This window comes from Stappia sediminis, from assembly GCF_009826895.1.
Lineage (GTDB): Bacteria > Pseudomonadota > Alphaproteobacteria > Rhizobiales > Stappiaceae > Hongsoonwoonella > Hongsoonwoonella sediminis.
This window is the reverse complement of sequence record NZ_WUMV01000001.1, coordinates 505,557-517,840: the sequence shown is the minus strand read 5'-3', so window position 1 is coordinate 517,840 and position 12,284 is coordinate 505,557. Positions and strand designations below refer to the sequence as shown.

At 61.0% G+C, this 12,284-nt stretch carries 13 protein-coding genes; 5 read left to right on the top strand and 8 right to left on the bottom strand.

The window, feature by feature from the left end; translation table 11 throughout:
• Positions 1-5 precede the first annotated feature (5 nt).
• Together GR183_RS02385 and GR183_RS02380 are read left to right on the top strand one after the other, a co-directional pair.
• A complete protein-coding gene (locus GR183_RS02385; RefSeq protein WP_160773975.1) occupies positions 6-944 on the top strand; it encodes a DUF6384 family protein in 939 nt (312 codons plus the stop codon).
• A gap of 24 nt (positions 945-968) precedes the next feature.
• On the top strand, positions 969-2,408 hold the full coding sequence (locus GR183_RS02380; RefSeq protein WP_160773974.1) for a coiled-coil domain-containing protein: 1,440 nt from the start codon (positions 969-971) through the stop codon (positions 2,406-2,408).
• 3 nt (positions 2,409-2,411) lie between these two features.
• On the opposite strand, the gene GR183_RS02375 is transcribed toward GR183_RS02380, so the two are convergent.
• Positions 2,412-2,843, bottom strand: coding sequence for a MarR family winged helix-turn-helix transcriptional regulator (locus GR183_RS02375; protein WP_160773973.1), 432 nt, complete (start codon positions 2,841-2,843; stop codon positions 2,412-2,414).
• An 81-nt stretch (positions 2,844-2,924) separates the two neighbouring features.
• On the opposite strand from GR183_RS02375, the gene GR183_RS02370 reads away from it, so the two are divergent.
• Positions 2,925-3,350, top strand: a complete 426-nt coding sequence (locus GR183_RS02370) for a DoxX family protein (protein ID WP_160773972.1) — start codon at positions 2,925-2,927, stop codon at positions 3,348-3,350.
• A gap of 205 nt (positions 3,351-3,555) precedes the next feature.
• On the top strand, positions 3,556-4,056 hold the full coding sequence (locus GR183_RS02365; protein WP_160773971.1) for a hypothetical protein: 501 nt from the start codon (positions 3,556-3,558) through the stop codon (positions 4,054-4,056).
• A 34-nt stretch (positions 4,057-4,090) separates the two neighbouring features.
• Here GR183_RS02365 and cckA read toward each other — a convergent pair whose 3' ends face one another.
• From cckA to flgB, 7 genes are all read right to left on the bottom strand, one after another.
• Positions 4,091-6,637, bottom strand: coding sequence for a cell cycle histidine kinase CckA (cckA, locus tag GR183_RS02360; protein ID WP_160773970.1), 2,547 nt, complete (start codon positions 6,635-6,637; stop codon positions 4,091-4,093).
• A gap of 112 nt (positions 6,638-6,749) precedes the next feature.
• Positions 6,750-7,841: a flagellar biosynthesis protein FlhB gene (gene flhB / locus GR183_RS02355; protein ID WP_160773969.1), complete on the bottom strand. Its 1,092-nt coding sequence runs from the start codon at positions 7,839-7,841 to the stop codon at positions 6,750-6,752.
• A 13-nt stretch (positions 7,842-7,854) separates the two neighbouring features.
• Complete coding sequence (fliR, locus tag GR183_RS02350; RefSeq protein ID WP_160773968.1) at positions 7,855-8,628, bottom strand: flagellar biosynthetic protein FliR; 774 nt, start codon at positions 8,626-8,628, stop codon at positions 7,855-7,857.
• Positions 8,629-8,659: 31 nt separating this feature from the next.
• The gene (gene fliQ / locus GR183_RS02345) at positions 8,660-8,926 is read right to left on the bottom strand and encodes a flagellar biosynthesis protein FliQ (RefSeq protein ID WP_160773967.1); all 267 of its coding nucleotides are present in this window, start codon (positions 8,924-8,926) and stop codon (positions 8,660-8,662) included.
• Between the two features lie 28 nt (positions 8,927-8,954).
• On the bottom strand, positions 8,955-9,272 hold the full coding sequence (gene fliE / locus GR183_RS02340; RefSeq protein ID WP_160773966.1) for a flagellar hook-basal body complex protein FliE: 318 nt from the start codon (positions 9,270-9,272) through the stop codon (positions 8,955-8,957).
• A 68-nt stretch (positions 9,273-9,340) separates the two neighbouring features.
• Entirely contained in the window at positions 9,341-9,751 is a 411-nt protein-coding gene (flgC, locus tag GR183_RS02335) for a flagellar basal body rod protein FlgC (RefSeq protein ID WP_160773965.1), read from the bottom strand.
• Positions 9,752-9,788: 37 nt separating this feature from the next.
• Complete coding sequence (flgB, locus tag GR183_RS02330; RefSeq protein ID WP_160773964.1) at positions 9,789-10,199, bottom strand: flagellar basal body rod protein FlgB; 411 nt, start codon at positions 10,197-10,199, stop codon at positions 9,789-9,791.
• Between the two features lie 413 nt (positions 10,200-10,612).
• Here flgB and GR183_RS02325 point away from each other — a divergent pair, with 413 nt between their 5' ends.
• On the top strand, positions 10,613-12,280 hold the full coding sequence (locus GR183_RS02325; RefSeq protein ID WP_160773963.1) for a flagellar biosynthetic protein FliO: 1,668 nt from the start codon (positions 10,613-10,615) through the stop codon (positions 12,278-12,280).
• The last annotated feature ends 4 nt before the right edge of the window (positions 12,281-12,284 follow it).

Sequence of the window (12,284 nt, the reverse complement as noted above, 5' to 3'; positions counted from 1 at the left end):
CCGCGATGTCAAACACCTCGAAGTCCGCGCAGCCGCCCCTCGACGACCTGATGATGGCGATGGACGTGGTCGATACGCTGCGCCATGACGAAGCGCTCGCGCTGAAGGAGCTTGCTTCCGATCAGCGCGACGAGGCGATGATCAAGCGCCTGCGCGAAATCTACGAAAGCCAGGGCATCGAGGTGCCGGATCGCATCTTGCGCGAGGGCGTGGAGGGGCTGAAGGAAAACCGCTTCGTTTACAGTCCTCCAGCCGGTGGCTTCAGCCGTACGCTGGCGATGCTCTACATTCGCCGCAGCATCTGGGGAAAATGGCTGGCAATCGGGCTGGCCGTCCTTGTCGCCGCCGTTCTTGCCTATCGCTTCCTCGTGGTCGCGCCGGCGGAGCGTGCCGCGCAAGAACTGCGCGTGGAACTTAGCGAAACGCTTCCCGCCGAGCTTGAAGCAACGGCCGCGCGGATTACGGACATCAGCCTGGAAGATGCCGCGACAAAAGACGCCGAACGCCTTCTTGCCGACGGCAAGCGGGCGGCGGAAGACGGCGAAGCGGCGGCCGCACGCAAGGCCCTTGCCGACATGAAGGCGCTGGAGGCGCGGCTTTTGTCCGTCTATGACGTGCGCATCGTATCGCGCCCTGACATGCCCACGGGCGTTACGCGCATTCCCGACGTCAACCGGACCACCGAAAACTACTATCTCGTGGTCGAGGCGATCGGGCCCGATGGCAACGCATTGGAGCGCCAGGTCATATCCGAAGAAGACAACGCCAGAAAGCGCGTCAATATCTGGGCCCAGCGCGTGCCGCGCGCAACGTTCGACGCCGTGCGCGAGGACAAGGAAGCAGACGGCATCGTCCAGGACAATCTGCTTGGGCGAAAAGAGCGGGGCCGGCTTGACCCCGAGTGGGAAATGCCGGTCGAGCCCGGAGCAATCACCCAATGGTAACCGCATGAAGGAAATCGAGCCGACATGCTGAGCGGACGGCAGACTCTCGGATCCATAGAAAAGGCATTGGCGGAATTGCGCCGGGAGGAAGCGGCGGTCAACGCCAGGCTCGAAAAAGGCGATGCCGAAATCGCGCGACTGCGAGAAGAGCAGCTTGCCGGCTTCAGGGAACTTGCCGCCTTCCGTCTTGAGGGCGAGAGGAAGGGCGAACTGGAACGGAGTTTGAGCACTGCTAGGGAGTCCATCGCCGAACTTCTTCGCAACCGGGCGCGCGAAATTGCCGATCTTCGTGCCGAACGAAGCGGGATGGAAGGAAATATCGCCAGGGCGACCGATGAACGCACGCGCCTTGCAAGCGAGCGGGAAGCGCTTGCCGACAAGCTCGACGAGGTGATGGATCGTGTCGACGACCGGCTGGCCGGAGATGCCGGGTATATCGCCCAGAAAGAAAAGACTGACACCATTCGCTCCACCGCCGAAGCCGCGAGGGAAAAGGCCCGCCAGGCCGAGGCGGATCGGGACGAAAAGGGCATCGCCTACGAATCCGATCCTCTGTTCATGTACCTGTGGAACCGCGGGTTCGGCACATCCGCCTATTCCCACACCGGGCTGGTCCGCTTTCTGGACAGATGGGTCGCAAGCCTTATCCGCTATCACGACGCCCGGCCAAACTATGCCATGCTTACTGAAATCCCGGTCCGGCTCGACCAGCACGCCACGGACCGTGAGCGGGAAGCGCAAGCGGAGATGGACCGGCTTGCGGAAATGTCACGCTTGGCCGCGAAAGAAATCGCCGGCGAAGACATCGCCGGGCGGATCGCCGCCCTGGATGACGATATCGATCAGCGTTCGGAGAAGCTTGAACAACTGGAACACGCTCTGTCCGCACTCGTCGAGAAAGAGCGCGTCTATCTAAACGGCGAGGACGAAGGCTTCAAACAAGCGCGCGAGGCGCTGGCCGCTTCACTCGGTGCGGAAAGCCTTCGGGAGCTGTGGCAGGATGCGCTCGCGACACCTTCTCCCGAAGACGAGAGGATCATCAGCCGGCTGCAGGAGATCGAGGACCGGAAAAAGAGCCTGGAATTCGATATCTCCAACGACAGGAGCATCCTGTCCGATATCGGCCGCCGGCGGGCGGAACTTTCCCGCGTGACGAGAGAGTTTCGCCGCAATGGTTACGACGACTGGAATTCCACTTTCTCCGACGACAATCTCGCCTCCGTTCTGCTGGGCGAGCTTATCCGGGGGGCAATTACGGGTGCGGACTACTGGGCTCGGGCGCAAAGATCGCATCGCAGGCGAACGAGCCGCGGGCGCGGCGTCGGCTTTCCGGACGGGTTCGGTCTTCCAGGCTCCATGGGCGGGCCGACACTCGGTCGGCGCGGCCGCTCGGGCGGAGGGTTTTCCACCGGCGGCAGCTTCGGCGGCAGCGGCGGCGGCTTCAAAACAGGCAGGACCTTTTAAGGTTCAGCGCACCCGCTTCAACATTGCCGCAAGGGTTTCAAGTTCCCCCTCGTCGAAGCGATCGGCAAAGGACGCCGCCACCGCGTCGCGGTAGACCGGCCACATCGTCTCGCGCAGCTCGCGCCCCTTGTCGGTGATCTGGATGGCGGCACCGCGGGCATCGCTCGCATCGTGCACCCGTTCCACCACGCCTTCCGCCGCCATCCGGTCGATCAGGCGGGAGAGATTGTATTTTTCGAGCAACATGCGCCCGGCCAGATCCTTGTTGCGCAATCGCCCCCGGCCCTCGCGGGACAGTTCCAGAAGCACGTCGTACCAGACGAGCTGCGGCAAGCCCGCTTCCTTCAGTGCGGCTTCAACACGCGAAAAGGCCGAACGCGATCCAAGGATCAATCCCACCCAGGCCTTTTCTCCTGCAGCGGTCAAAGCGGTCATGAGGCGTAATCCCATTTTTGTTGTAATTGCATTAAAATTCCTCTATATCCGTTGCAATTGCAACATAAGGAGTCGAACGTCATGACAGACAGTCAGGGCCTTTCCGGTGTCGGCGCAATGCTTCTGAGGGTCGCCCTCGGCATCATGTGGATTGCACACGCCTCGCTCAAGTTCCTGGTCTTCGGAATTGCCGGTTTCGCGAGCTGGCTCGAATCCCAGGGCCTGCCGTCGATTTTTGCCTGGCCCGTTCCGTTGATGGAAATCATTTTGGGTTTGGCGATGGTCTTCGGCGTGTACAGCCGCTATGCGGCAATCCTTCTTATCCCCATCCTCCTGACCGCGACCACCGTCCATCTCGGCAACGGCTGGGTGTTCAGCAACGAGGGCGGCGGCTGGGAATATCCCGTGTTCCTGTTCGTGGCGATGCTTGCGCATATCCTCATCGGCGATGGATCCCACGCCATTAAGCCGTCTCGCCTGCCGATAGATGGTGAGCCCGCAGCCTGACATCGGCACGACGGAGCGACACGCTTCCTCACCCCGTGCGGCCTTTGCCCGGCCCGGCATCGCCGGGCCGGTTCCTTTTGGCGTGCAATATTTCCCGTGACACCGGACTGAGGTTTTTTTAACCATAGGTAACCGATCATCGGATTGATCGAGTGTCGCGGCCCGGCCGTGGCCCGCCGCACCGGATACCAATGGGTCGTTCGCCATGTATCGCTTGCTTGCCGTCGTCTTGGCCGCTCTGGCCCTCACTGCCTGCCAGTCCTCCCGATCAACGTTGCCGGGCGCGCAGCAGAAAGCTGCACTAACCGTGCCGCAAGGCGCGCAATCCGTAACCGTTTCGGCAAATCCGGAGACGGTTCGCCAGACGCTCGTCAGCGGCGCTGCGGAACGCGGCACACCGATCATCCAGAACGAACCGAACATGGTGGTCCTTGAGCGGCTCATCACCGAGGAAATTCCTGCACTCGACCAGGAATTCGGCCCGTCCGACAACGGAGACCGCAAATTCCGCATTCGCGTGCGCTTCCAGGGAACAGCGTGCAACACACTCGTCGTTCAGGAGGTTTTCGTGGTCAACAACGCGGGAACCGCGCTTGAGCAGGTCTTCGCGCTCACCCAGCCGCAATACAACAATCCCGAAAGCCTGATCGGACTGAAACGCAAGGCGGAAGCAGCTTCGGGCTGCGCGGGCGCGATCACCGGCTAGGTCCTTCCGCTTAATCCGCCGGATAACAGCTCCATCAACTGCCGAGAACCTCTTTCACGACCGTTGCCAGCTGCTTCAGCGTGAAGGGCTTCGGAAGGAAGGTGAACTTCTCGTTTTCCGGAAGGTTCTTTTCGAACGCTTCTTCGGCATAGCCGGATACGAAGATGATCTTCAGATCCGGCTGCGTCTTGCGCAATTCGCGAAGCAGCGTCGGGCCGTCCATTTCCGGCATGACGACATCGGAAACCACGATGTCGACCTTGCCGCCGGTCTCTTCCATGATTTCGAGAGCTTCCGTTCCGCTCGACGCTTCGTGGACCGTATAGCCGCGTGAGGAGAGCGCCCGCGCGGCAAACGCGCGCACCGCCTCCTCATCCTCCACGAGCAGAATGGATGCCGAGCCCGTCAGATCCGACAGTTGCTGCTGCTCGACCGGCTTCTCGACGGGTTTGTCGCTCTCCTTGCGTACATGGCGCGGCAGGAAAATGCGGAATGTCGTGCCCTTGTCCACTTCGCTGGAGCAGAAGATGAAGCCGCCGGTCTGCTTGATGATGCCATAGACGGTGGAAAGCCCGAGGCCGGTACCCTTGCCCACTTCCTTGGTAGAGAAAAACGGCTCGAAAATTTTCTCCATCACCTCCGGCGGCATGCCGTGTCCCGTGTCGGAGACCTCGATCAGCACGTATTCGGCGGCGGGCATGCCGCGCGTGTTGTCGTAGGAGGTCGATTCCGCTTCCGATATATTGGATGTGCGGATGGTAACCTGACCGCCTCCCGCCATAGCATCGCGCGCATTCACTGCGAGATTCACGATCACCTGCTCGAGTTGGTTGAGATCCGCCATCACGGGCCAGAGATCGCGCCCGTGCACGACCTTGAGCTCGACCTTCTCGCCCAGCAGCCTGTCCAGCAGGATAGAAAGATCGGCAAGGACATCGTCAAGCGCAAGTTCCTTCGGACGAAGGGTCTGGCGGCGCGAGAAGGCAAGGAGCTGGCGAACGAGGCCGGCCGCACGGTTCGCATTCTGCTTGATGTTCATGATGTCCTGGAAGGACGGGTCGCTCGGCCTGTGGCTTGCAAGCAGGAGATCGGAAAAGCCGATGATCGCGGTCAGCACGTTGTTGAAGTCATGCGCGACACCGCCGGCGAGCTGCCCGACGGCCTGCATCTTCTGGCCCTGGGCGAATTGCGCTTCGAGAACGCGCTGCGCGGTGGTCTCCAGCGCGTAGACGATAGCCACCTCCCCATCCTCCGCGCCATCGCGCACGGCCGAGATGTAGAATGTGGCGCTCCGCCCGTCCTCGCGATCGTCGAGACGAACATCGACCGGAGGGATTTCGCCCTGGCCGTCGTGTGCCTTGTCGAGCGCCTCTTTCAACGCATCGCGCGAGCCTTCCGCAATCAGGTCGAGAAGGGTGACCCCGTTCGGGCCGGTATCGCTCACGCCGAACAGACGCAGGAACGGCGCATTCGTTTTGCCGACCCTCCCGTTTCGATCGATAGAGGCAATCGCGATCGGGGTGTTGTTGAAAAACCGGGCGAAACGAACCTCGGATGCGCGAAGCTCTTCCGAAATGTCCTCGCCGGGCGAGCGATTGAGAACGAGCGTCCGGCTCTCGCCCGCCACCCCTTCCGCCCCGAACGGAACGCGGTGGATGATCCGGACCGGAAATCCCCGGCCATGACGTGTGACGAGATCGAGATCGAACGTCTCGCTCTTCACCTCGCCCGCCTTGCCATGGATGGAACGAAGGAGCTCCGCCCCGTCGCCGCTGATGAAATCCGACAGATCGATTTCGCCGGCATCGAACTGCGCCAGATCGTACCCCAGCCAGTCCGCAAGCGTCGCGTTCAGATAAACGAGGCGCCCGCGCGTATCGCAAGAGAAAAAGCCGGCCGGCGCATGGTCCAGAAAATTGATGACGCGCTGCAACTCCTGGAAAGACATTTCCTGGTCGGCACGGTCCCGCGTGATATCGGCGATCTGCCAGGTCGTGCATTCGCGCTCCCGCCCGTCGGCGCCAAGGGCGATCTTTACCGGACGTACGCTCACCTTGTACCAGTGCGGCTCGCCTTCCGTCTGGCCCAGGGCGCACGGCAGGCGGATTTCCTCCCGGGCGCTGCGCTGTTCGCGAGCAGCCTGCGACAGGCGAAAGAGCGCATCGGCGGCATTTGGGTCGGCCGAGAAAACGCGTTCAACACTGCGCACATCGGCTGCGATTTCCGCACCCGTGAGCGTCGCATAGGCCTGGTTGGCATAGATGATACGGCCATCCATGTCGGTGATCGTCACGCCATCGGCGAATGTTTCGAGAAACGCGGAAGCTATCGGGCTCGGCGATCCACGGCCTGAAAAACGCAAAAGGCCGATCGCACCGGCAAAAAGCGAAAAGACGCCGACGACGGCAAGCACGCCAAGGAGCACGAGGATATAGGGTTCGGCCTGTTCGCGGTTCATCAGCGCGAAGGCGGCGGCGGCGGCGATCAACCCCAAAGCCAGCAGCATCAGGAGCCCGATATTGCCGGTACGTTCCGTCCGGTCGATCACCGGCTGTGTCGGTTGCGCGTCGTTGTCGCTCATTGCCTTTTCGCCCCCTGCCCCGGGCCGCGCCCACGGACGCACTTTTGCCTCCCAATACTTAACAAGGGAATCGTCTACCGCACCGGGAAAATCAACCGATAACCCAAAGTGATCAGGATTTTCCAGTTCTTCCCCGTCCGCGCCGGCGCCGTTTCAGGTTAAGAACGAAGCCGATGACTTCCGCGACCGCCTTGTAGTGTTCTTCCGGAATCTCCTGGTCGATGTCGATCGTCGCATATAGCGCGCGTGCGAGCGGAGGATTCTCGACCACCGGAATATCGTGACTTTTCGCGACTTCGCGGATCTTCAGCGCGACCGTGTCGGTTCCCTTGGCAAGACAGACCGGCGCGCTCATGCCGTCTTCGTACTTCAGCGCAACCGCATAGTGGGTCGGGTTGGTCACCACCACGGTAGAATCCGGCACCGCCGCCATCATGCGTTTGCGAGAACGCTCCATGCGCAGCTGCCTGAGCCGCCCCTTGATGTGCGGGTCGCCTTCGGTCTGCTTGTATTCTTCCTTGACCTCCTGCTTCGTCATCTTCTGCTTTTCGAACCACCGATGGCGCTGGTAGAGAAAATCGGCGGCGGCCACCACGGTCATGAAGGCGATGATCGCGATGATCAGCTTGATGATCAGCTCGCGCGTTTCAGCCAGCATGAAAGAGGTTTCGCGGAAGATCATTGTGTCGATGCGATCGCGCTCCGGCCAGAGAACGGCGACCATAAGCCCGCTGACGATGACGATTTTCGCCAAGCCCTTGCTGAAGTTGACGAGGCTCTCCGACGAGAAAAGCCGCTTGAACCCGGAAATCGGCGAAATCTTGTTGAACTTCGGCTTGATTTTCTCCGCCGACCAGACGAGCCGGTGCTGAACCAGGTTGCCGGCGACCGCCATGACCAAAAGCATCAGGAGCGGAAGCGCGAGCGATTTCGCGATGCTGGTACCCGTCTGATACCAAAGCTCCTTCAGGCCGGTCCCCTCAACGGGGATCGTGTGCGCGAATTCGAAGTAGGCGCGAAGCGTGTCGCGCAGACCTGCCGCCGCTGGCTTCGCCATGATGGCGATCGAAAGCCCGATGCCGAGCAATACGAACCAGGCCGACACCTCCTGGCTCTTGGCAACGTCGCCTTTCTTGAGGGCATCGTCCAGGCGTTTTTGGGAAGGGTCTTCCGTTTTTTCCGAATCGTCGGATTCTTCGGCCATTTGCCTCCTCCGACTATCCGGTGACGAAACGGCCGAGCGCCGTTTCGAAATGTTCGAGGTACCAGCCCATGATCGTCATCAAGAGCGCAAGCAGGATCAGGATCCCGACGACGATGTTGAGCGGCAGCGCGATGAAGAAAATCTGCATCTGGGGCATAAGCTTGTTGAGCAGCCCAAGGCCGAAATAGAAGACGAGGCCGACCACGATGAAAGGCGCGCTCATCTGTACGGCTATCTCGAAAACACCGGCAACCATTTGCGTCGAAAGGTCGGCGAAATCTCCAACGGGTATCCAGTTGGCAGGCGGAAACAGCATGAAGCTGTCGTGCAGGGCGGCGATGATCAGGTAATGCGTATCGGTCGTAAAAACGAGCGTCACGCCAAGCAGGCTCAGGAAGGTTCCAACGATTGCCCCTTGCTGGCCTTCGTTGGTCGGATCGTTGGAAAGCGCGAACGCAAGGCCCGACTGGCTTGCGAATATGACGCCTGCAATCTGCAAGGCGTAGGTGATCAGTTTCGCCGCGAGGCCGATGAAGAAGCCTATCGCCATTTCCCCGGCAAGCAGAACCAGCAGGCCTGCCAGCGGCATTGCCGGAGAAATGGGGTAAAGGGGTGCCGCGACCGGATAGAATACGAAGGTCAGCAGAATGGCGATCGTCAAACGGACCCGCGTAGGGATCGCGGCTTCACCAAGTGCCGGCATCAGCATGAGCATGGTGCCGAGCCTTGCGAACACCAGCACGAAAACAGTGGCGACCTGAGGCAGAAAGCCGAGATCAAGCGTCATCGCCGATCACACTCCCGCAGCGCTTTCGGGCCTAACCGCTGGCAACGATCAGATCCGCCACCGTATTCGTGAAACCCATCAGCGCCTGGCCCATGAAAGGCAATGCGATGAGCAGCGTGACGAAGATCGCGATGATCTTTGGCACGAATACCAGGGTCATTTCCTGAATCTGCGTCAGCGCCTGAAAGAGCGCGATGACGATGCCGATCAAAAGGCCGACGATCATGACCGGTGCGGCGACTATAATGAGGGTCCAGATGCCTTCCCTCGCAACATCCAATACTTCCGCGCCGGTCATATCGCGTCCTTTGTCATCATGGGCGTCTTCAGATCGGCATCCTCAGGATTTCCTGATAGGCCGAAATCACGCGATCCCTCACGGAAACCAGGGTCTCCATGGCGACCTCGGTTTCTGCAACGGCGGTGACCACGTCAACGACGTCCGACTTGCCCTGCACAAGACCCAGCGCCTTGCCGTCCGCCTCGCGCCCCTGCTCGACCACCGATGTGACGGCCGTTTTGACGAGCGCTCCGAAGTCGGGCGTCTCGTCATCCTGTGACGAGATTACCTGATTCGTAAGCCCCGCCGTGGCGTTATACGCATTCGCCGCTGCAGCAGGCGTGGAAAAAACTGGTGAAGTCATGACCTCAACTCCGTTCGTCTGGAATTATTATGCGTGGGGCCAAATTCATTTGTCGGGTGCACTTGATCTTATGCGCGCAGGATCTCGAATGTCCGCTGGAGCATCCTGCGTGTTGTTGTGATGACGTTCAGGTTCGCCTCGTAACTCCGCTGGGCATCGCGCATATCCACGGTTTCGATCAGCGTGTTGACGTTCGGAACGCGCACGTATCCGTTTTCATCCGCGGCCGGGTGGCCCGGTTCATATTTCTGCCCGAAGTCGGACTGATCCATTTCGATCTTGCCGAGCTTGACCATCTCCGCCCCAATTTCGCGGTCGAGGGCCGCCTGGAAGGTCGGTATCTTGCGCCGATACGGATCCCCTTGCGGCGTGCGCGCGGTGGATCCCGCATTGGCGATATTTTCCGCAATCACACGCATGCGCCCGTTTTGGGCCTTCAAGCCTGATGCGGCGATAAAAAGCGATTTTACAAAGTCCATCGTCCGGCCTCCGTCACGGGATAGCCCAAGCCTTCAATCAGGCTCCTCTGGAGGACAAAGCCGTCCGTATCAGGCCGAGACCCTTGCTGTAGAGGGTCGTTGCCGCCTGATAATCCAGAAGGTTCTGGGTCACTTTCATCATCTGCTCTTCGAGCACGACCGTGCTTCCGTCAGGTGTCGTCTCGAAGGACGGCATCTCTTCGACCTTCGCGGAATATTCTCCCCGCTTCAGGCTACCCGAGAGATGCCCCCTGTTCGTCGTCACGGTGTCGAGCCCGGTGGAAGTGCGGGCAAGCTCGGTCGAAAATTTGAATTCTTTCAAGTCCTTGCCGGCAAAACCGGGTGTGTCGGCATTCGCCACATTTTGCGACAGAACGCCCTGGCGAACCTGATGCCACTGCATCTTCGCCTTCAGCGCCTGGAATACAGGCAAATCCGAAATGGGCATGGCTTTCTCCGTTCGGTACTGGGTAGAAATTGCCGACGAAGTAGTTAATGAGGCGTTAACGGTTAACGGCCGTTAAGCAGCGTCCGCACAAAAGCGGCGGAATTCTGCGCCTAAAAATTTCCGTAATTCGCATTGTGCAATGTAAACTCGGCATAATTTTCCAAACCCTGTTAACCTCGCACAATGGTGAGAATCATCTAATACGCTTATAAAACAAGGCGCAGGCAGCGCCCTTACGGGAAGGCTCACGGACCGAAGAAGGAACGGAGAATGTGAGTCGCAACTCTGGCGCTGCGCCGCATCAATTGATAGGACCGCCATCGAAGGTGATCACGCAGCGTAGTTGCCGGTGCCTGCGGGCCCGCATCCAGTCAGAGCGGACATGATCGGCACGAACATGGGATTCAATTGGTATGAGCGAATGGCTGATAGAAACCTTTGAAATGGATGCCGGCTTTGCCCGCGGCGTTCAATTCTTCATCGCCGTGCTGATCGTCCTGGCGCTCATTGCGGTCTTCGTCTGGATCCTGCGTCGCATCACCGGCTCGAGGTTGTCGGGAAACCGCAACAGACAGCCACGCATCGCGGTAATGGATGCCACCGGGCTTGACGCTCGCCGGCGGCTGGTACTCATTCGCCGCGACAACGTGGAGCATCTTCTCCTCATCGGCGGACCGACCGACGTGGTTGTCGAGCAGAATATCGTTCGCGGCGTACCTGTCAGCGCGAATTATCCGCGACCCGGTCAGCCGGTGCAGATGTCTCCCGAAGCTTCCATGGCGCAAGAGCCTGCGGTGGCCGCTGTATCGCCCCAGCCGACGCCTCAGCCAGCCGCGGCCCAGCAGCCTCCGCCGCAACCGCGCCCGGCCGCCCGGCCGCAGCAGCGCCCCGAGGCCCAGCAACGCCCCGTACAGCCCTTGCGCTCGCCTGCCGCGCCACAGCCTCCTGCGCAGCGCGCGCCCTCGCCCGCACTGCAGCCGCAAGAGCGGCAGGGCACGGCCTCCACGCCGCAAAGGCGTGCGGGCGCGGCAGTGGCCGCCGCAGGAGCCGCGGTCGCCCATCTCGCCAAGGACATGACACCGAAAGCGCCGTCGCCGGACAAAGCACCGCCGCCCGACAAGGCCCCCCCGCAGCAGCAGCGTCCTTCGCAGAGCGGTGAGAAAAGCCCTGCACGGGAGCCGCATCGCGCCGTATCACCCCCCTCTTCCGGCCCTGCGGCAGCCGCGCGATCGGCTTTTCCGCAACGCCCGCAGCCGCAGCCGCCGCAGCCACCCCGCCCGCCGGTTTCGCCCATATCGCAGCAAAGTGATGCACCTCCTCCGCGCGCCGAGCCGAAAATAAGCGCCGCACCCGAGGACATGAAACCGTCGGATAAAGCGCCCGCCGCGCCAGCTGTCGCGCCGGAACCGGCTGCCGGGCCGGGTCTGGACCTTACGGGCCACCTGGAGGAAAGCCTGCGCGGTGCGCTGGATCAGCCGGCTGAAAAGCCTACCGGTACGGAAACGAAAGCGAGCCCGGAGTTGCGTGCTGTAAGGGACGAACCGAAAGCGACACCGCAACGCGAGGCGCCGGCGGTCACGCCTCCTCGAACGCCTGGCGAGGGGAAGCCCGCCGCGGAAGCCTCGCCTGCGCCGACAGCCTCTTCCACACCTGAGCGCAATACCGCCACGCCAGTCGCCGATGAGAAGAAATCCGAAACGCCGGCGAGCGGCCAATCAGGTCAGGAACCTCCTCGCAATATCGCCGAGGTTACGGTTACCCCTTCGAAAGAACCGGTTCCCTCAGTCCTTGCGGAGAAAGAGCCAGGAGCGAAAGCATCGATCCCGGTTCAGCCAGCACCTACCGCCGGGGACACGAAGACTGAAGTGAAACCCGAAGCAAAGGCGGAGCCGGAAGGCGAAACGCCGGCCGCCGACGCTGTGGAAGCGAAAGAAGACCGCAAATCCGGCGAAAGCGCGAAAGCGGAGCCTGGGGAAGCTGCGTCCGAAGCAAAAAAGAAAAGCGATCCTGTGACCATCGACGCCATCGAAGAAGAGATGGCCAAGCTTCTCAACGAGATAAGTGGAAACAGGAATAAATGACGTC

Excerpts from the sequence above, each read along its gene's own strand:
- GR183_RS02385 (WP_160773975.1), top strand. The coding sequence starts at position 6 with ATGTCAAACACCTCGAAGTCCGCGCAGCCGCCCCTCGACGACCTGATG.
- GR183_RS02380 (WP_160773974.1), top strand. The coding sequence starts at position 969 with ATGCTGAGCGGACGGCAGACTCTCGGATCCATAGAAAAGGCATTGGCG.
- GR183_RS02375 (WP_160773973.1), bottom strand. The coding sequence starts at position 2,843 with ATGACCGCTTTGACCGCTGCAGGAGAAAAGGCCTGGGTGGGATTGATC.
- GR183_RS02370 (WP_160773972.1), top strand. The coding sequence starts at position 2,925 with ATGACAGACAGTCAGGGCCTTTCCGGTGTCGGCGCAATGCTTCTGAGG.
- GR183_RS02365 (WP_160773971.1), top strand. The coding sequence starts at position 3,556 with ATGTATCGCTTGCTTGCCGTCGTCTTGGCCGCTCTGGCCCTCACTGCC.
- cckA (WP_160773970.1), bottom strand. The coding sequence starts at position 6,637 with ATGAGCGACAACGACGCGCAACCGACACAGCCGGTGATCGACCGGACG.
- flhB (WP_160773969.1), bottom strand. The coding sequence starts at position 7,841 with ATGGCCGAAGAATCCGACGATTCGGAAAAAACGGAAGACCCTTCCCAA.
- fliR (WP_160773968.1), bottom strand. The coding sequence starts at position 8,628 with ATGACGCTTGATCTCGGCTTTCTGCCTCAGGTCGCCACTGTTTTCGTG.
- fliQ (WP_160773967.1), bottom strand. The coding sequence starts at position 8,926 with ATGACCGGCGCGGAAGTATTGGATGTTGCGAGGGAAGGCATCTGGACC.
- fliE (WP_160773966.1), bottom strand. The coding sequence starts at position 9,272 with ATGACTTCACCAGTTTTTTCCACGCCTGCTGCAGCGGCGAATGCGTAT.
- flgC (WP_160773965.1), bottom strand. The coding sequence starts at position 9,751 with ATGGACTTTGTAAAATCGCTTTTTATCGCCGCATCAGGCTTGAAGGCC.
- flgB (WP_160773964.1), bottom strand. The coding sequence starts at position 10,199 with ATGCCCATTTCGGATTTGCCTGTATTCCAGGCGCTGAAGGCGAAGATG.
- GR183_RS02325 (WP_160773963.1), top strand. The coding sequence starts at position 10,613 with ATGAGCGAATGGCTGATAGAAACCTTTGAAATGGATGCCGGCTTTGCC.